General features: G+C 68.8%; 14 protein-coding genes and 1 tRNA gene. 14 read left to right on the forward strand and 1 reads right to left on the reverse strand.

Features of this window, described 5'->3' with window-relative positions; translation table 11 throughout:
- The first annotated feature begins 104 nt into the window (after positions 1 to 104).
- From OF380_RS18845 to OF380_RS18885, 9 genes are all read left to right on the forward strand, one after another.
- Positions 105 to 1,409 carry a glycosyltransferase family 4 protein gene (locus OF380_RS18845; protein ID WP_264046646.1) on the forward strand — a complete coding sequence of 435 codons (1,305 nt, stop codon included), beginning with the start codon at positions 105 to 107 and terminating at the stop codon, positions 1,407 to 1,409.
- A 67-nt stretch (positions 1,410 to 1,476) separates the two neighbouring features.
- A complete protein-coding gene (locus OF380_RS18850) occupies positions 1,477 to 1,800 on the forward strand; it encodes a rhodanese-like domain-containing protein (RefSeq protein WP_264046647.1) in 324 nt (107 codons plus the stop codon).
- A gap of 104 nt (positions 1,801 to 1,904) precedes the next feature.
- Entirely contained in the window at positions 1,905 to 3,041 is a 1,137-nt protein-coding gene (locus tag OF380_RS18855; RefSeq protein WP_264046648.1) for an efflux RND transporter periplasmic adaptor subunit, read from the forward strand.
- A gap of 141 nt (positions 3,042 to 3,182) precedes the next feature.
- Positions 3,183 to 6,404 carry an efflux RND transporter permease subunit gene (locus OF380_RS18860; protein WP_264046649.1) on the forward strand — a complete coding sequence of 1,074 codons (3,222 nt, stop codon included), beginning with the start codon at positions 3,183 to 3,185 and terminating at the stop codon, positions 6,402 to 6,404.
- Positions 6,405 to 7,096: 692 nt separating this feature from the next.
- Positions 7,097 to 7,684 carry a PAS domain-containing protein gene (locus tag OF380_RS18865; RefSeq protein WP_264046650.1) on the forward strand — a complete coding sequence of 196 codons (588 nt, stop codon included), beginning with the start codon at positions 7,097 to 7,099 and terminating at the stop codon, positions 7,682 to 7,684.
- Positions 7,685 to 7,762: 78 nt separating this feature from the next.
- Positions 7,763 to 8,563 carry a class I SAM-dependent methyltransferase gene (locus OF380_RS18870; protein WP_264046652.1) on the forward strand — a complete coding sequence of 267 codons (801 nt, stop codon included), beginning with the start codon at positions 7,763 to 7,765 and terminating at the stop codon, positions 8,561 to 8,563.
- Between the two features lie 120 nt (positions 8,564 to 8,683).
- Positions 8,684 to 9,892, forward strand: coding sequence for a glycosyl hydrolase (locus tag OF380_RS18875; protein ID WP_264046654.1), 1,209 nt, complete (start codon positions 8,684 to 8,686; stop codon positions 9,890 to 9,892).
- A gap of 145 nt (positions 9,893 to 10,037) precedes the next feature.
- A tRNA-Pro gene (locus tag OF380_RS18880) sits at positions 10,038 to 10,115 on the forward strand.
- A gap of 381 nt (positions 10,116 to 10,496) precedes the next feature.
- Positions 10,497 to 11,372 carry a transporter gene (locus OF380_RS18885; RefSeq protein WP_264046656.1) on the forward strand — a complete coding sequence of 292 codons (876 nt, stop codon included), beginning with the start codon at positions 10,497 to 10,499 and terminating at the stop codon, positions 11,370 to 11,372.
- Positions 11,373 to 11,416: 44 nt separating this feature from the next.
- Here OF380_RS18885 and OF380_RS18890 read toward each other — a convergent pair whose 3' ends face one another.
- Complete coding sequence (locus tag OF380_RS18890; RefSeq protein ID WP_264046658.1) at positions 11,417 to 11,641, reverse strand: hypothetical protein; 225 nt, start codon at positions 11,639 to 11,641, stop codon at positions 11,417 to 11,419.
- Positions 11,642 to 12,145: 504 nt separating this feature from the next.
- Between OF380_RS18890 and OF380_RS18895 the strand changes: the two genes are divergently transcribed.
- From OF380_RS18895 to eutC, 5 genes are all read left to right on the forward strand, one after another.
- Positions 12,146 to 12,493, forward strand: coding sequence for a hypothetical protein (locus tag OF380_RS18895; RefSeq protein WP_264046661.1), 348 nt, complete (start codon positions 12,146 to 12,148; stop codon positions 12,491 to 12,493).
- Between the two features lie 195 nt (positions 12,494 to 12,688).
- Positions 12,689 to 14,449 (forward strand): ubiquinone-dependent pyruvate dehydrogenase, encoded by a 1,761-nt coding sequence (gene poxB, locus OF380_RS18900; protein WP_264046663.1) that lies wholly within the window; start codon positions 12,689 to 12,691, stop codon positions 14,447 to 14,449.
- A gap of 215 nt (positions 14,450 to 14,664) precedes the next feature.
- Positions 14,665 to 15,525: a transglutaminase-like domain-containing protein gene (locus tag OF380_RS18905; RefSeq protein ID WP_264046665.1), complete on the forward strand. Its 861-nt coding sequence runs from the start codon at positions 14,665 to 14,667 to the stop codon at positions 15,523 to 15,525.
- A gap of 147 nt (positions 15,526 to 15,672) precedes the next feature.
- Positions 15,673 to 17,070 (forward strand): ethanolamine ammonia-lyase subunit EutB, encoded by a 1,398-nt coding sequence (locus OF380_RS18910; RefSeq protein ID WP_264046667.1) that lies wholly within the window; start codon positions 15,673 to 15,675, stop codon positions 17,068 to 17,070.
- Complete coding sequence (gene eutC, locus OF380_RS18915) at positions 17,067 to 17,870, forward strand: ethanolamine ammonia-lyase subunit EutC (RefSeq protein ID WP_264046669.1); 804 nt, start codon at positions 17,067 to 17,069, stop codon at positions 17,868 to 17,870. The genes OF380_RS18910 and eutC overlap by 4 nt, the downstream gene beginning before the upstream one ends.
- Positions 17,871 to 18,055 lie beyond the last annotated feature (185 nt).

The raw sequence follows: 18,055 nt of genomic DNA on the forward strand, positions 1-18,055 counted from the left end.
GTTGGCGGCGACGGCCGCGGGTAGCCTCGGGCTGAGGGGTGCGCATATAGGCGCGAGGCGGTGAGCGGCCATACGGGCCCGCACCTGAACGCCAGCGGAGAATCATGCCCGTCCCGAGCCTCGCCTTCGACCTCACCCGCCTCATCACCCGCCTGCGGCATCCGAGCCCGAGCGGTATCGACCGGGTCGACCTCGCCTATGCCCGGCACGTCCTGGCCCAGGAGGGCGCGCGTTTCGGCCTGGTCTCGACGCCGTTCGGGCCGCGCGTGCTGGCGCGGCCGGAGGCGCTCGCCATCGTCGAGGCCGTGGCGGCCGGCTGGGTCGAGGACCTCGATGCGGACCGGGACCCGGTCTATCGGTGCCTGGCCACGACCCTCGGGGCAGGCCCCGCCGCCGGCGCGGCATTCCCGGCGCCCCACCGGGACACCGGCTGGGCACGCCGGCGGATCCAGGCCCGGGTCACGGCCGGGACACTGCGCGCGCGGGGCCCCGAGGCGCTTCCGCCCGGTACGCTCTACCTGCACACCTCCCACCTGCGCCTCGACAGGCCCGGGCGCTTCGACTGGCTCTACGACCGGCCCGACATGCGCGCCGTCTTCTTCCTCCACGACCTCATTCCCATCGACTACCCGGAATATGGCCGCCCGGGCGAGGCGGGGCGGCACCGGACCCGGGTCGAGACCATCGCGCGCCACGCCGCGCACGTGCTGGTGAATTCGCGGGATGTCGGCGAACGCTTCCAGCGGCACTGCGCGGCGCGGGGTCTCGCGCCCCGCCCGGTGACGGTGGCGCATCTCGGCGTCGAACCGGTCTTCCGCCCGGCCGGCCAGGGACCTGCCTTCGTCCCCGCCCGGCCGACCTTCGTCGCCTGCGGCACGATCGAGCCGCGCAAGAACCACCTCGCGCTGCTCCACCTCTGGCGCGACCTCGCCGCGCGGCACGGGGCCGAGACGCCCCGCCTCGTCCTCGTGGGACGACGGGGGTGGGAGGCCGAGAACATCATTGACCTGCTGGAGCGCTGCCCCGCCGTCATCGACCACGTCACCGAGGTCAGCGGATTGTCCAGCCACGGCCTCGCGGCGCTGCTGCGCTCGGCCACGGCCCTGCTGATGCCGTCCTTCGCGGAGGGATACGGGTTGCCCGTGGTGGAGGCCGCCGCCTGCGGACTGCCCGTGGTCGCGTCGGATCTGGCGGTCCACCGGGAGATCGGGGGCGCCTTCGCCCACGTCCTCGATCCCCTCGACGGGCCGGGCTGGCGCCGGGCGGTGGAGGACCTGGCACGACCCGATTCCCCCTTCCGCCGGACCCTCGCCGGAAAGCTGGTCGACGCCGCCCTGCCGAGCTGGACGAATCACTTCGCCAGGGCGGACGATGCCCTCGCGCGGACGATTTGCGGTCCTGACGCCTGACGAATAAGAACAGACGTCAGTAGCGAAGCCGCCGTTCCGGTGGCCGGAAGCGAGCGGGATCGAGCGCATGAAGGCTGTCGGCCTGGACCGGGATACGATCAAGGCGGGCCTCGCCGACCGTTCGATCCTGTTGATCGACGTGCGGGAGCCTCACGAATTCGCGGCCGGGCATATTCCCGGCTCGGTTCCGCACCCGCTCTCGACCTTCGATACTGCGGCGATCGCCGACCTCATCGCGCAGGACGGCCGCCGTCCGGTGTTCTCGTGCATGTCCGGCGTGCGCTCGGTTCATGCCCTGGCGGCCGCGCAGAATGCCGGACTGCCGCTCGAAGAGCATTACGTCGGCGGCTTCAAGGATTGGGCCGCATCCGGAGAGACGATCGACGTCTGATGGCAATGCCCGCGAAGATCATGCCGAAGACCATGTGTGGCAGCGCACGACACGCCGCGAAGCGGACCTCTAGCTGGCGCATCGTAGGGAACAACAATATGCCCATGCGCTCGATCGTTCGTCTTCTTCCCGCCCTCGGCCTCGTCGCGGCGACCTGCGTCGGGCCTGTCGCCGCGCAGGCGCCCGGCGGCCCGCCGCCAAAGGTGACCACTGCCAAGCCGGTGGTCCGCGAGATCGTGGAGACCGACACCTACACGGGTCGCTTCGACCCGGTGGACATCGTCGACGTCCGGGCTCGCGTGACCGGCTACCTCGAGAAGGTGAACTTCACGGACGGCGCGACGGTGAAGAAGGGCGACCTGCTCTTCGTCATCGACCGGCGCCCCTACAAGGCGGCCCTCGACCAGGCCCAGGCGGCACTGGTCTCGGCCCGCGCGCGCCTGAACTTCTCGCAGACCGATCTCGACCGCGCCCAGACCCTGAGCAAGTCGGGCAACATCTCCGAGCAGGTCACCGACCAGCGCCGTCAGGCCTCTCAGACCGCGCAGGCCGACGTCGACAGCGCCGACGCGCAGCTGCGCCAGGCCCAGCTGAACTACGACTTCACCGAGGTGAAGGCGCCGATCTCCGGCCGCATCAGCCGGCGCCTCGTCACCGAGGGCAACATCGTCATCACGGACCAGACCCAGCTCACGACGATCGTCTCCCTCGACCCGATCTATTTCGGGTTCACAGTCGATGAGCGCTCGTTCCTGAAGTACCAGGGCAGCCTCAACATCGGCATGGGCCAGACCCAGAAGGGCAAGGGCGTGCCGATCCTCATCGCGCTCACCGGCGAGCCGAAGCCGACCCGCAAGGGCACCCTCGACTTCGTGGACAACCGCGTCGACAACGCCACCGGCACGGTGCTGCTGCGCGCCACCGTCGAGAACCCGGACGGCTTCATCAAGCCGGGCCTGTTCGGCATCGTGGCGCTGCCGGCCACCAAGCCCTACCCGGGCATCCTGCTGCCCGACGAGGCGGTCTCGGCCAACCAGGACAAGCGCATCGTCTACGTCGTCGGCGACGACGGCACGGTGGCCCTGCGCGAGGTCAAGCTCGGGCCGAAGGTGGATGGCTACCGGGTGATCCGCGAGGGCCTCAAGGGCGACGAGAGCGTCGTGGTGAACGGCGTCACCCGCGTGCGCCCCGGCGCCAAGGTCACGGCGGAAGCCTCGACCCTGCCGCCCAGCAAGACCTGATCCAGCAGGACCTGATCCGGACCTGACACGAGAGATCCCCGGCCGCTCGCGGGCGGGGGCAAGGCCACGAGACCGCGGACGAAGAAACGATGCCGCCTCGAGACCCGCGCGTGCGGGCCGATGCGGCGAGAGGTTCAAGCGATGCGTTTTGCCCACTTCTTCGTCGATCGGCCGATCTTCGCATCGGTCACGTCGATCGTGTTCCTGATCCTCGGCTACGTGGCCTACCTGTCCCTGCCGGTGGCGCAGTACCCCGAGATCGTACCGCCGACCGTGACCGTGCGCGCGAGCTTCCCCGGCGCCAACGCCGAGACGGTGGCGGCCACGATCGCGACCCCCATCGAGCAGGAGGTCAACGGCGTCGATAACATGCTCTACATGACGTCGTTGTCCACCAACGACGGCAACATGCTGCTGACGGTGACCTTCAAGGTCGGCACCAACCTCGATATCGCCAACGTCCTCGTTCAGAACCGACTCTCGGTCGCCCAGCCGCGCCTGCCGCCGGACGTGCGCAACCTCGGCGTCACCGTGCGCAAGGCCTCGCCGGACCTGATGCTGGTGGTGCACCTGCTGTCGCCGAAGAAGACATACGACCAGAACTACCTCGCCAACTACATCTACCTGAACATCCGCGACGAGTTGCTCCGCCTCGACGGCGTCGGCGACATCACCATCTTCGGCGGCAACGAGTACGCCGAGCGCGTCTGGCTCGACCCGAACAAGCTCGCGGCCTACGGGCTCACCACCTCGGACGTCATCTCGTCCCTGTCCGAGCAGAACGTGCAGGTGGCCGCCGGCGCCCTGAACTCGCCCCCCGCCGCCACCGGCCAGGCGTTCCAGCTCGTCGTACAGTCGCAGGGGCGCTTCCAGAGCCCCGAGGAGTTCGCCGACGTCATCGTCAAGGCGTCCGACGGCCGCCTCGTGCGGGTGAAGGACGTCGCCCGCGTCGAGATGGGCCAGAAGGACTACACCACCAACTCGTTCCTCAACGACACGCCGGCCATCGGCATCGGCGCCTTCCAGCGCCCCGGCACCAACGCCCTCGACGCGGCGGCCTCGGTGCGCAAGGTGATGGACAACCTCAAGAAGAACTTCCCGCCGGACATCGAATACCGCATCGCCTACAACCCGACGGAGTTCATCGAGGAGTCGATTCACGAGGTCTACAAGACCCTCTTCGAGGCCGTCGGCCTCGTGGTCATCGTGGTGCTGGTCTTCCTCCAGAGCTGGCGCACCGCGCTGATCCCGGTGATCGCGATCCCGGTCTCGCTGGTCGGCACCTTCGCGGCGATGTCGGCCTTCGGCTTCTCGCTCAACAACCTCACCCTGTTCGGGCTCGTGCTCGCCATCGGCATCGTGGTCGACGACGCCATCGTGGTGGTGGAGAACGTCGAGCGCAACATGGCCGAGGGCCTGTCCCCGGGCGACGCCGCGCACAAGACCATGGACGAGGTCGGCGGCGCCGTCATCGCCATCGCCCTCGTGCTCTCGGCGGTGTTCATCCCCACCGCCTTCATCCCCGGCATCACCGGCCAGTTCTACAAGCAGTTCGCACTGACCATCGCGGCCTCGACCATCATCTCGATGTTCAACTCGCTGACGCTGTCGCCGGCGCTCTGCAAGCTGCTCCTGAAGCCCCACCACGAGCACGCCAAGCCGAAGTTCTTCCTCTTCCGCTTCGTCGCCTGGCTGGCGGACATGTTCAACAAGGGCTTCGACTGGCTCTCGAACGCCTATGGCCGGGTCATCTACGGCCTGACCAACTACGCGATCGGCCTGATCGCGATGATGATCGTCTATGCGGGCGTGATCGCCGCCACCCTGCACCTCGTGCAGACCACGCCGACGGGCTTCATCCCGGACCAGGACCAGGGCTACCTCATCGGCGTGGTGCAGCTGCCCTCGGGCGCCTCCCTCGACCGCACCACCGAGGTGGTGAACCGGGCCGCGGCGGCCGCCCGGAAGATCGACGGCGTCACGAACACCGTCATCATCGCGGGCTTCGACGGCGCGACCTTCACCAACACCACCAATTCGGGCGTGATGTTCATCACCCTGTCCGGCGCCAAGGAGCGGGCGGCCAAGGGGCGCAGCGCCGCCGTGATCACCGGCGACGTGATCCAGGCGACGGCCGACATCCAGGAAGCCCGCGTCATCGTCATCCCACCGCCGCCGGTGCGTGGTCTCGGCCAGGGCGGCGGCTTCAAGATGCAGATCGAGAGCCGGCAGAGCTCCTCCATCGGACCGCTCCTCGGCGCCGTCGGCGAGGTCCTGGGCAAGGCCAACCAGAGCAACGACGTCCAGCGGGTGTTCACCACCTTCGGCAACGATACGCCGCAGCTCTACCTCGACATCGACCGCACGGTGGCGCGCATGCTCAACGTGCCGCTCGGCAACGTCTTCTCCACCGTGCAGACGGCGCTCGGCGGTGCCTACGTCAACGACTTCAACACGCTCGGCCGCATCTATCAGGTGCGCGTGCAGGGCGACGCGCCCTTCCGCGTCTCGAAGCAGGACATCGAGCAGCTGAAGGTCCGCTCCTCCACCGGCGCCCTCGTGCCGATGGGGACCCTGGCGACGATCCGCGAGATCACCGGTCCGCAGATCGTCCAGCGCTTCAACCTGTACTACTCGATCCCGGTCCAGGGCACGGCCAAGCCCGGCATCTCGACCGGCCAGGCGCTGGACGCCATGGAGGCCATCGCCAAGGAGAACCTGCCGGACGGCTACGCCTACGACTGGACCGAGATCGCCTACCAGCAGAAGGCGGCGGGCAACACCGCCATCTACGTCTTCGCGCTGGGCGTGCTCCTGGTCTTCCTCGTGCTCGCGGCGCAGTACGAATCCTGGGCGCTACCCCTGGCGATCCTGCTCGTGGTGCCGACCGGCGTGCTCGCGGCCCTGTTCGGGGTGCAGCTCAGGGGACAGGACAACAATATCCTGACCCAGATCGGTCTGATCGTGCTCATCGGCCTGGCCGCCAAGAACGCCATCCTGATCGTGGAGTTCGCGCACCAGCTGGAGGAGACCGAACGCAAGGGCCCCGTGGCCGCTGCCGTCGAGGCCTGCCGCCTGCGCCTGCGCCCGATCCTGATGACGGCCTTCGCGTTCATCCTGGGTACCGTGCCGCTGGTGATCGCCACCGGGCCCGGCGCCGAGATGCGGCAGGCACTCGGCACCGCCGTGTGCTTCGGCATGATCGGCGCCACCGTGTTCGGCCTCTTCCTGACGCCGGTCTTCTACGTGGTGATCCGGAACTTCCTGATCTGGCTCGCCAAGAAGCGCGGTAAGGATCCGCACAACACCACGCCGGACAAGCACGACCCGCACGGGTCGCACGCGGCCCCGGCCCACGCCTGACACCACCCGAGCCCGGATGCGGACCCCGCATCCGGGCTTCTCGTTTGAGGGAGCGCCCGCGCGACCGAGACCGGGATGGGATCGTTCCATCGCGGTCCGCCGGGCAGGGCAGGGCAGGCCGTTCCGGCACGCGGGGGGAGCGCCTTGGGGGAAAGCGCCGGCCGCGCGCCCTCAAGGAAGCGCCATGCGACACGCCGGGATCGGCCCAGGCGCACGACCGGTGGGGAAACCCGACGCCGGCGGATGCATGGGGCTGGATCGTGCGAGGACAGAGGGCTTGGCGGAGTCGTGCAGCGGATGGGTTCCAGCCGCGTGGCTCCGCGAACTCCGTTTGCTGTCGCATCGGCGCTCACCGAACACGAGCAGGCTAACCCTGCGATGTCCCGCCGCAGACGGATCGCGCGGGACAGGTTGTCACGCCTATTCTCTGAGAATGAGCGTGCATCGGGCAATGAATTCCGTGTGAGGGTGACAGAATTCAACCGGAAGTCTGTCTATCGATACGCATAGATTCATGAAACAGGAATCTTTGTATACACGCGCTAACCACCCTGCATACCTAAGCGTGACTGTAGCGTTATTGCCGGTTTGTCACGATTTAAACACCTGTTAATGTCCCCTGATTCATCTCATGGACGTGTTGCGCTGCTCGAACGCGGTCGGAGGTTTGTGTGGATCGGGGCGGAGCGGTTATGTCGAAGGCTTCGCAGTTCGGTCTGCAGGATGCGATCGATCGATCCGACGTGATCGGGCATTGGACGTGGGAGATCGCCGAAGACCGGCTGTATACGGATGCGATGGTCGCCCTGCTGTTCGGCGTCGATCCCGCCCGGGCCGAAGCCGGCCTCCCGCTCGATGCGTTCCTCGAAGGCGTCCACCGTGAGGATCGCGAGAAGACTGCGGAGATCATCGCGCGCAGCGTCGAGGCCGGCCATTCCTACGTGCAGGAATACCGGGTTCATTCCGCGGATGGGGCGACGCGTTGGGTCCTGGCGCGGGGCCTCATCAAACTGGACGCGGCCGGGCGCCCCTGGCGCGGCACGGGCTTCCTGATCGACATCACCCGGAACCGCGCGGACGGCGATGCCGCGGACGCGGCTTGGCTGGCACCGGCGGCCCATCCCCTCGAACAGGCGGCCGAGCATTGCCTCGCGGCGCGCCGGGCCATCGGCGAGCTTGCCGAGCCGCTTCTGCGCAACATGACCGACATGCTCCTGCTGGAGATCGGCCGGCGCCTCTCGCGACAGGATTCCGACCGGCGCCGCGCGCGCTTGAGCTGACGCGAAGGCCGGTTCCATCCGGACCGGGCCCATGCCTCCACGCACCGCCTATTCTGGACTAGGCCGAAATAACGCGACTTGACCTTCGATCTTCGACAAGATCAAGATACTGATAAGATCAGTACAACGTCGATTCGAGGGATCAGCCGAATGACTGTGGCAGTCACGGAGCGGAGACAGGAAGCAGCAGCAACGGAGCACGACGCGCCAGCACCGCTCAGCGGCACCGCGCGACAGGGCCTCTTCAATCGGCAGCGTTTCCGGGACGTGCGATTCCGGACCCACATCAAACCCCTGATCGACGAATGCCTGGCACGGCGCGGCCGCTGCAGCATCCTCGACATGGGAGGGGACCCGGATTACTGGAGCCGGGAAAGCCTGAGTTCTCAGGTCGAAGTCCACATCCTGAACATCGAGGCAAAGATCCAGCCCGCCGATCCCCGCTTCAGGATCATCCAGGGGGACGCGCGGGATGTCGGCTTGCCGAGCGACAGCTTCGATATCGTTCACTCCAACTCCCTGATCGAACACGTCGGGCGCTGGGCGGACATGCAGAGCACCGCGCGCGAGATCCGCCGATTGGCGCCGTGCTACTACGTCCAGACCCCGAACTACTGGTTCCCGGTCGATCCGCACAGCAACATGCCCTTCGTGCACTGGCTGCCCCACCCCATCCAGCGCCATCTCTTCGCCACGAAGGATCGCGGCTTCTACAAGCGGGCCGAGACCCTGGACCAGGCCATGCGCACGGTGGAGGGGACGAGCATGCTGGACCACGCCCAGATGAGCCACCTGTTTCCGGATGCCGAGATCCGGATGGAACGGGTGATGTCGCTCGGCAAATCATTCATGGCCATCCGCCGGGCCCGGGCGGACTGAGTCGTCCCCCAGGACGCCATTCCTCCGATCCCCACCCAGGGTGGGATTCGTCGAGGTCCGCCCGACGGCCGCCGTCGCGCGGGCACACCCATCCGGTCAAGAACGCGGGAGCGGAAAGACATGCGACCCGGCCTGCGATTCCTCGCGGTGTCCCTCGTCCTGCTCGCCGGCCTGCGCATGCAGCCGGCGGCCGCGGAACGCGTGCGCGTGACGCCCACGTTCTTCGGCATGCATGTGGAGCAGCAATTCTACGTCGGCTGGCCCGCGGCGAAGTTCTCGACGCAGCGTGCCTGGGGCGTCTACCCCGCGATCACCTGGGACGCCGTCAATCCGGCACCCGGAACCTTCGCCTGGGCACCCCTCGACCGGTTCGTCACGGATTCCCTGAGCCGGGGCGTCGAGCTGGTCTACGTGTTCGGACCGGTCCCGCTCTGGGCCTCGTCGCGGCCGACAGCGGCATGCGGGGAAGCCCCGCGCGGCAGCTGCCACGCCCCGGACCTTAGCGCCTGGACGGAGTTCGTCACCCAGGTCACCAAACGCTACAAGGGCCGGATCAAGTACTGGGAGCTCTGGAACGAGCCGGACGCGAAGAACTTCTGGGGCGGCACGCATCCCGAACTGGTGGAGATGGCAAGGCGCGCCTACCCCATCATCAAGGCCGCCGGCGGGATCGTGCTGTCCCCCTCGCCCCAGGGCAAGATGGGGCCGGCCTGGATGGAGGGCTACCTCGCCGCCGGCGGCGCCCCCTTCGCGGATATCAACGCCTTCCACGCCTACCTGTACGATGCGCCCGAGGCCCTCCTTCCCCTGGTCGCAGCCTACCGCAGCCTCTTCGCGCGCTACGAGATCGGACAGAGACCGCTCTGGGACACGGAGCACAGCTGGGGCGAGCCCGACTCCCCCTTCGGCGGCGATGTCGACCAGCAATCCGCCTGGCTCGCCCGCTTCCAGATCCTCAGCGTCGCGACGGGCATCGACCGCAGCATCTGGTACGGCTGGCATCACGACGGGTGGGGCACCCTCTTCCGGAAGAAGACCCGTACGCTCCTGAAGACCGGCGTCGCCTACAACCAGCTCTACGACTGGCTCGTGAACACGAGCCTCGGCCCCTGCCGGCAGACGGGTTCGCTCTACGAATGTCCGATCGTCCGGGAGGACGGAAGCGAGGCACGGGCTGTCTGGAGCACGGGCGCGGAAACCTCGATCCCCGCACCGGCCGGATATGGCCGCTATCGGACGATCGAGGGCCAGACCGTCGTCGTTCCCAAGGACGGGTCCGTGCCGGTCGGCATGAAGCCGGTCCTGCTCGAAGCCACGCCGGTGAACTGAGCCAGAAGCCCGTCCGGCGCGCGGATCGGCATGGTGACGAACGGGGCGACGAACGGGGCCGTGGGCACTTTTCGCCCCGGCATGCGATCAGGGGGCTTGCGCACCCAAGGGCCAAAAGCTAAGACCCGCCTGCCTTTAGGGGCGTCGGAGCGTAGCGCAGCCCGGTTAGCGCACTAGTCTGGGGGACTAGGGGTCGGAGGTTCGAATCCTCTCGCTCCGACCATTCGAGACCTTCCCCATCAGGGTCTCTGCATCTTTTCCAGGCCGATGCCGCCGGACCCCAGAGTGGGACGTTCCCGCGCACAGCCGGACCGAGGGCGGCCTGAGCCACCCTGATTGTTCCCGACGTGATGACGGCCTGCCTTCGTGGGCCATTCCGGCGCCTGCCGCCGACCAGATCGGCAACCCACGCCGGCCGCCGAGCCCCTGTCCGACAAACCCGCGCTCGGCCCGGCCGTCTCGTTTCAGCGCCATCGGTTTGTGGCGGAAGGGATACGCCCGTCGGGAATGCGCCAGACACTGATCCGTGATGCAGGCCCAACACGAAGGGCGGGGTATTTTCATCCCGGCCGATCGTCGAGGTGGCGTGGACCGGGAGCAGGACATGATGGGATCACAGGGCGCCGCACGCTCCCGCGCCTTGGCGCTCGTCGCCCTCGCGTGCCTGGCACCCAGACGGGCCGAGGCGGCCTCGGCGGCCCAGCCGGGGCAGACGGTGGGCCAGGCGCCGGGTGCGCCCCTGGCACCCGGCCTCTACTTCGTCGACACGTCGAGCTTCGGCTCGCGCGACATCCGCCCACGCTCCACCGACTCGAACATCAACCTGCCGTCCTTCATCTGGGCGACGCCGGCCGAAGTCGTGGGTGGGCGGCTGCAACTGATCGTCCTTCAGCCGATCGCCGCGTCCAGCACCGCCGGCGCGGCCTACCAGAGCGGGTTCGGCCAGACCCTGCTGGCGGCACAGGTGGCCTGGAAGCTCGGGCATGGCCTGAACTTCAGCTATCTGCTCGGCGCCTATCTTCCCAGCCAGACGCGGATCGTGATCCAGAACCCCGTCCTCCACCAGCGCTTCGCGATCACCTACAATGCGGACGGCTGGAACCTGACCGCGAACTTCCTGCACGGGACCTACTTCGACACCACGTCGCCGACCGGCGCCTACTACCCGGACTTCCTCAACCTCGACCTCACGGCGACGAAGCATTTCGGCAAGTGGGAGGTCGGCCCCGTCGCCTTCGGGTCCACCGACCTGCCGACGAGGAACCCGGCCTATGCCCGCCAGGGCCAGTTCGCCGTGGGCGGCCTCGTCGGCTACAATTTCGGGCCGGTGACGCTGCAGGCCTACCTCACGCGCGACGTCGTCCAGCAGAATTACGGTGGTCGGGAGACGCGCGGATGGCTGCGCGTCACCGTGCCGATCCACCCGGAGGATTCCGAGACCACCTCAGCCAGCCGGCCCGGACCCATCCGCAAGTTCTGAAGCCGGTTCTTCTCTGAACCCGGCCGATGCGGAGCGACGCGCGCTCAGCCCTCTCGGCCCCGGAACCGGAGGACGAGGCCACGCTCGCCCCAGAGTTCCGCCGGATGCGGGCTGGGGGTTTTCCGCACGATTTCGATGGCCGCGGCATCGCTGCGCGCCGAGAATTCGCGGACGCTCACGATGCGGCCGTCTTCCTGCCGCGTGATCGCGCGATAGAAGCGCGGCCGCGCGAATGCGGTCTCGGGGGCAAAAGGTATCTCGTCCGGCAATCCGCTTCCTCCGTTGTGATCGCGCGCGGTCGGGGCGCGGTACGGACAGCGGCCGGGGAAAGTTTCAGGCGTCGCGAAAAAACCCGCCGCGGCGCGAGCCGGGCGGGTCCAGGTGGTTCCACGCGGGGGCGTGGGCGGAGAGGGTTAACATCGGGGACGCGCGGTGCCACGGACTCTTCCGAGGTATCCCGATCGGGTAGGCGACGGCCCATGGCGGCGGAACGCCCCGCTTCCGTCAGCTATCCGCCGGCGATCCGCGCGTGGTAGCCTCGCACCATGCCACGCTGGTTCTTCCTGCTCGTTTGCGCCTTCCTGGGTCTGGCCGTCGCCGGGAGCGCCCTGATCATTCTCAGGTCACCCGTCCCGGTCGAGCAGCGGGCGAACTGACGCGGACCGTCGCACCCGGCCGGAGTGACACACGGTCCGCTTCGTCCTCGATCAAGCTTTGCTGAACCAAACGCGCCCGCTAGTCGTTTCCCGCGGCAATCGTGGAGGAGACGTGACATGAAGGTGCTCGGTGGAGTGGTGGCGTTGGGCCTGATTCTGATGGGACCGGCCCTGGCCCAGCCCTATGGCTATCGCGAGGACGGCTACCGCAACCGGTACGAGGGACGCGACGAGGGCTACCGCGACCGTGGTTCCCGCTACGACGACCGCGACGACCGGCGCCGGTTCGGCGAGGACGAGGGCCGCGGACGCCGGGGTCGCGGCGGGGATGTCGGCTTCGACGAGGGCGATTACCTGCGCTGCAACCCCGACGTGCGCCGCGCGGTGGAGCGGGGCCAGATGCCCTCGGGCGCGGTTCACTTCCAGAAGTTCGGGCGTCGCGAAGGCCGGCGCCTGAGCTGCTGACAGCCGAGCAGAAACAATCGCGCGAAAGACCGTGCCAACGGCGCGGCGCGGAACGCATGCGGGGCTCCGGACCGGGGATGCCCCCGCAGCGTTCCGGCGCACGCGCCGCGTGACAGATGTGCGCCGGAGACAGTGCTCCGGCGGAACTCCGACCTGGGGTGACGGTTCCGCTCGGGACAACCGGAGCGAAGCCCCATGAAGATCGCCACCGTCGCGGACCTCGTCGTTGATACCCTCGACCAAGCCGGCGTCCGGCGCATCTACGGCATCGTCGGCGACAGCCTGAACGCGCTCACGGAATCGCTCCGGGTGCGGGGCACCATCGACTGGGTCCACGTACGGCACGAGGAGGTCGCGGCCTTCGCCGCCGGGGCCGACAGCCAGCTCACCGGGAAGCTCGCGGTCTGCGCGGGCTCCTGCGGGCCGGGCCACGTCCACCTCATCAACGGGCTCTACGATTGTCACCGCACCCGCACGCCGGTGCTGGCCATCGCGGCGCATATCCCCACCGCCGAGATCGGCTCCGGCTATTTCCAGGAGACCCATCCGGGCGAGCTTTTTCGCGAGTGCAGCCATTACTGCGAGATGGTCGGCGACGCCTCGCAGCTGCCGCAGGTTCTCGAGAACGCCATGCGGGCGGCGATCGGGCTCAGCGGCGTCGCGGTGGTGATCATCCCCGGGGACATCGCCCTGATGGATGCGCCCCCGCGCAAGGTCGCGCCCAATGCCGGCCTGCTGCCGCCGCGCCCCGTGGTACGCCCCGCCGAAGCCGACCTCGACGCCCTCGCCGAACTGCTCAACGGTTCCGAGCGGATCACTCTGCTCTGCGGCCGCGGCTGCGCCGGGGCCCATGCCGAGCTGCTGCGCCTCGCCGAGGCCCTGAAGAGCCCCATCGTCCACGCGCTCGGCGGCAAGGACGTGGTGGAATACGACAATCCCTACGATGTCGGAATGACCGGCCTGATCGGCTTCTCCTCGGGCTACGCCGCAATGATGTCCTGCGACACGCTGCTGATGCTCGGCACCGATTTTCCCTACCGGCAATTCTACCCACAGGACGCGAAGATCGCCCAGGTGGACGTCAGACCCGAGCAGTTGGGGCGCCGCTGCAAGCTCGACCTCGGCCTCGTCGGCCACGTGGACGACACCATCCGGGCGCTGCTGCCGAAGCTCGCCATCAAGTCCGAGCGCCGCCACCTCGACGCCGCCCTCAAGCACTACGCCAAGGCGCGCGAAGACCTCGACGACCTCGCCACCGGCACCCCCGCCAAGGGCTGGTTCGGCCTGAAGCCGGCCCAGCAGCCGATCCACCCGCAATACCTCACGAGGCTCGTCAGCGAGGCGGCCGCCGACGACGCGATCTTCACGGCGGATGTCGGCACGCCGACGATCTGGGCGGCCCGCTACCTCAAGATGAACGGCCGGCGCCGGCTCATCGGCTCCTGGGTCCACGGCTCCATGGCCAACGCCATGGCCCAGGGCATCGGCGCGCAATCCGCGTTCCCCGACCGGCAGGTGGTGTCGCTGTCGGGGGACGGGGGCTTCGCGATGCTGATGGGCGACCTCCTCACCCTGCGCCAGCAGAAGCTGCCCCTGAAGGTTGTGGTCTTCAACAACGGCACGCTCGGCTTCGTGGAGTTGGAGATGAAGGCTGCCGGCTACATCGAGACCGGGGTGGCCCTCGACAACCCGGATTTCGCTGCCATGGCGCGGGGCGCGGGCATCCACGCGGTCCGGGTAGAGGACCCGGCCGAGCTGGAGGCGGCCGTGCGCGAGGTGCTCGCCCATCCGGGTCCGGCGCTCCTCGACTGCGTGGTGGCGCGCCAGGAACTCTCGATGCCGCCCAAGATCGACGGCAAGCAGGTGAAGGGCTTCAGCCTCTACGTCATGCGCGCGGTGATGAGCGGGCGGGGCGACTCGGTCCTCGACCTCGCGAAGACGAACCTCCTCCGCTAGGTCGGGTGCCGGAGCAGGGCAGCGCGCGAGCCTCCGCCGACTCGGCCTCGAGCGCGGATCGGCGACCTCGTGGCCCCGTTCGGCGAGCGCCCGGGAAGATCAGGGCCGCGCCCGTCCTCCCGAAAGTACCGTTCCCCGCGTACCGGACGGGCGCCTTTCTTCCCGACCCGGGCGTAAACCTTGCTAGCGTCCGCGGTACGGTGGAAGGAGTTCCAATGCGCTACACCCTTGGCTGCAGCCTGTCCTACAACATCCTCTCGGACACGACCTTCATCTTCAACGTCGAGGTCGCGCGCCTCCGGAGCCTCGAGATCCTCAGCGAGACGCTGACACTGAGTCCGAACCTCAAGCGGGACATCTACGTCACCCCAGACCTCCTGAACCGCTACCTCGGGGTCAACGTGCCGGTCGGGCAGTTCGCGCTGGAATACAACGCGGAGGTCGAACTCACCGTACACCGGGCCGACCCGGCGACGATCAACGAGACGCCGATCGCGCAGCTGCCCCTCGACATCCTGCCCTTCCTGCTGCCGAGCCGCTTCGTCTCCTCCGACCGGCTCACCCCCTTCGCGCTCGCCGAGTTCGGCGCCCTGCCGAAGGGCCATCAGCGGGTGAACGCGATCTGCAACTGGATCCACGATCACCTGACCTACCAGCCGGGATCCAGCGACGGCGAGACCACCGCCGACGAGAGCCTCCTCAAGCGCGCCGGGGTCTGCCGCGACTTCGCGCATATCGGCACCGCCTTCTGCCGGGCGCTGGGCATCCCGGCCCGCTTCGTGAGCTGCTACGCGCACGGCCTCGTGCCGAGCGACTTCCATGCGGTGTTCGAGGCCTATCTCGACGGACGCTGGTGGCTGTTCGACGCGACCCGCCAGGCCGACCTCGACGGGTTGGTGCGCATCGGCGTGGGTCGCGACGCGGCCGAGATCGCCTTCTCGACGCCCTGGGGCAACATGCAGCCCGTCAACCAGCAGATCCGCATCGCGCGCTCGGACGGGCAGGGCAGCCCACCCCAGCGCACCGTCGACGCCATCTCGACGGAGGTGCCCGCGCCGCATGCGGGCGCGGCCTGACGCACCCTTCCGGTCACAGGATCGCGGAATAGTAGGATCGGAGTATCCCGGGATCCCGCGATCCCGGCGCGCCGCACCCTTGCCGGATGCGGTGCGAACGCGATCTCATCGAACCGAGAGCGTGTCGAGGCAGGAGCGCGTCGAACCATGGCCTACCGTCACGTCGTCGGATCCCGGACCCACGTCTTCGCCGATCTGGCGGCCCTGATGGCGAAGGCGACGCCCGTGCGCTCGGGCGACCGCCTCGCGGGCATCGCGGCCGAATCCGCCGAGGAGGAGGGGGCGGCCCGCTGGTGCCTCGCCGAGGTGGGCTTGCGCGAGATCCTGGCCCGGCCCCTGATCCCTTACGAGGACGACGACGTCACCCGCCTCGTCCTCGACACCCACGATGCGGACGCCTTCGCGGAGATCGCCCACCTCACGGTCGGCGACTTCCGCGAGTTCCTTCTCACCGCCTCCTCCGAGACCCTGGCCCGCATCGCGCCGGGCATCACGCCCGAGATCGCGGCCGCCGTCTGCAAGATCATGCGCAACCAGGACCTGATCCTGGTGGCCCGCAAGTGCCGGGTCGTGACGCGCTTTCGCAACACCATCGGGTTGCCGGGGCGGCTCGCCGTGCGGATCCAGCCGAACCACCCGACGGACGATCCCGCCGGCATCACCGCCTCGATCCTCGACGGCCTGTCCTATGGCTGCGGCGACGCCGTGATCGGCCTGAACCCGGCCTCCGATTCGGTCTCGGCCCTGAGCGGCCTGCTCCACCTCTTCGACGACCTGATCCGGCGCCTTGAGATCCCGACCCAGGGCTGCATCCTCACCCACGTCACCACGACCCTCGAGGCGATGAACCGGGGCCTGCCGGTCGACCTGGTGTTCCAGTCGATCGCCGGAACGCAAGGAGCCAATGCGAGCTTCGGCGTGACCCTGCCGATCCTCCGGGAAGCGCACGAGGCCGCGCTCGCCCTGAAGCGCGGCACGGTGGGCGACAACTGCATGTATTTCGAGACGGGGCAGGGCTCCGCCCTCTCGGCGGGGCAGCACCACGGCATCGACCAGCAGACACTGGAGGCCCGGGCCTACGCGGTGGCGCGGCCGTTCCGGCCGCTCCTCGTCAACACCGTGGTGGGCTTCATCGGGCCCGAATACCTCTACGACGGCAAGGAGATCATCCGGGCCGGGCTGGAGGACCACTTCTGTGGCAAGCTCATGGGCGTACCGCTCGGCGTGGACGTCTGCTACACCAACCACGCCGAAGCCGACCAGAACGACATGGACACCCTGCTCACCCTGCTCGGCGCGGCGGGCTGCAACTTCATCATGGGCGTGCCCGGCGCCGACGACGTGATGCTGAACTACCAATCCACCTCGTTCCACGATTCGCTGTACCTGCGCGAGGTGCTCGGCCTGAAGCGCGCGCCGGAGTTCGAGGACTGGCTCACCCGGATCGGGCTCACTGACACGGCGGGAAGCCTGCTGCCGCAGGGATCGAGCGCCCGCCTGATCGCCGCCGCGCCCGGCCTCATGGACGGGGGCCTCGCCGCATGAGCGATGACCGGACCCGCGAGGCGGATTGGACCCGGCTGGCCCGGCTCACGCCCGCCCGGATCGGCCTCGGCCGGGCCGGATCCGGCCTGCCGACGCGGGAAGTGCTGCGCTTCGGGCTGGCCCATGCCCAGGCTCGCGACGCGGTCCACACACCCCTGGACCTGCAGGCCGTGACGGCCGGCATCGCGGCCCTCGGCTTCGAGACCCTCGGTGTAGCCTCCGCCGCGCCCGACCGCGCCACCTACCTGCGACGGCCCGACCTCGGCCGTGCCCTGGCCGAGGAGTCCCGCGCGGCGCTCGCCGCCGGCGCCGGTGGACCGGTGGATCTCGCCCTGGTGGTCGCGGACGGGCTCTCGGCGCGTGCCGTGCACGAGGGTGCCGCCGGCGTCCTGGCGGCCTTCAAGCCCCACGTCGCGCGCGCCGGGTGGCGCCTCGCGCCCGTCGTCGTTGCCCATCAGGCCCGCGTGGCGCTGGGCGACGGCATCGGCGCGGCGCTGAAGGCTCGCGCCGTCGTGGTGGTGATCGGCGAGCGGCCCGGCCTGTCCTCGCCGGACAGCCTGGGGCTCTACCTCACCTTCGACCCGCGCATCGGGCGCTCGGACGCGGAGCGCAACTGCATCTCCAACGTGCGCCCCGCCGGGCTCTCGCACGATCTGGCGGCGTTCAAGCTGAACTGGCTCCTCGCCCGGGCCTTCAGCCTCGGCCTGTCCGGCGTGAACCTGAAGGATGGCAGCGACGCCGCCCTCGAGGCCGCGCCCGGCCCGGTCCCCGTCGCGGACGGCGCGCGGGACCACGCCTGATCGCCGCGCGACCACCGGCGCCGAAGCGTGGCTGTGGCGGGGTCGCAACACCCCAAAAGCAACCCGACTTTGCCTTGGGAGCCCCCTTCCGCCGCCGCGATCCCGCCATAAACCGGGGCCACCTCAGGAAGCGCGGTAAACGGTAGTCCCCCCAACGCTTTACCGTGGAGTTCAGGCGCTTTCCG

It is taken from the genome of Methylobacterium sp. FF17, from assembly GCF_025813715.1.
Taxonomy (GTDB): domain Bacteria; phylum Pseudomonadota; class Alphaproteobacteria; order Rhizobiales; family Beijerinckiaceae; genus Methylobacterium; species Methylobacterium flocculans.

What these genes read in the sequence shown, in the direction of transcription:
- poxB (WP_264046663.1), top strand. Translation starts at nt 12,689, where the DNA reads ATGAAGATCGCCACCGTCGCGGACCTCGTCGTTGATACCCTCGACCAA.
- OF380_RS18905 (WP_264046665.1), top strand. Translation starts at nt 14,665, where the DNA reads ATGCGCTACACCCTTGGCTGCAGCCTGTCCTACAACATCCTCTCGGAC.
- OF380_RS18845 (WP_264046646.1), top strand. Translation starts at nt 105, where the DNA reads ATGCCCGTCCCGAGCCTCGCCTTCGACCTCACCCGCCTCATCACCCGC.
- OF380_RS18850 (WP_264046647.1), top strand. Translation starts at nt 1,477, where the DNA reads ATGAAGGCTGTCGGCCTGGACCGGGATACGATCAAGGCGGGCCTCGCC.
- OF380_RS18875 (WP_264046654.1), top strand. Translation starts at nt 8,684, where the DNA reads ATGCGACCCGGCCTGCGATTCCTCGCGGTGTCCCTCGTCCTGCTCGCC.
- OF380_RS18895 (WP_264046661.1), top strand. Translation starts at nt 12,146, where the DNA reads ATGAAGGTGCTCGGTGGAGTGGTGGCGTTGGGCCTGATTCTGATGGGA.
- OF380_RS18865 (WP_264046650.1), top strand. Translation starts at nt 7,097, where the DNA reads ATGTCGAAGGCTTCGCAGTTCGGTCTGCAGGATGCGATCGATCGATCC.
- OF380_RS18855 (WP_264046648.1), top strand. Translation starts at nt 1,905, where the DNA reads ATGCGCTCGATCGTTCGTCTTCTTCCCGCCCTCGGCCTCGTCGCGGCG.
- eutC (WP_264046669.1), top strand. Translation starts at nt 17,067, where the DNA reads ATGAGCGATGACCGGACCCGCGAGGCGGATTGGACCCGGCTGGCCCGG.
- OF380_RS18885 (WP_264046656.1), top strand. Translation starts at nt 10,497, where the DNA reads ATGATGGGATCACAGGGCGCCGCACGCTCCCGCGCCTTGGCGCTCGTC.
- OF380_RS18860 (WP_264046649.1), top strand. Translation starts at nt 3,183, where the DNA reads ATGCGTTTTGCCCACTTCTTCGTCGATCGGCCGATCTTCGCATCGGTC.
- OF380_RS18910 (WP_264046667.1), top strand. Translation starts at nt 15,673, where the DNA reads ATGGCCTACCGTCACGTCGTCGGATCCCGGACCCACGTCTTCGCCGAT.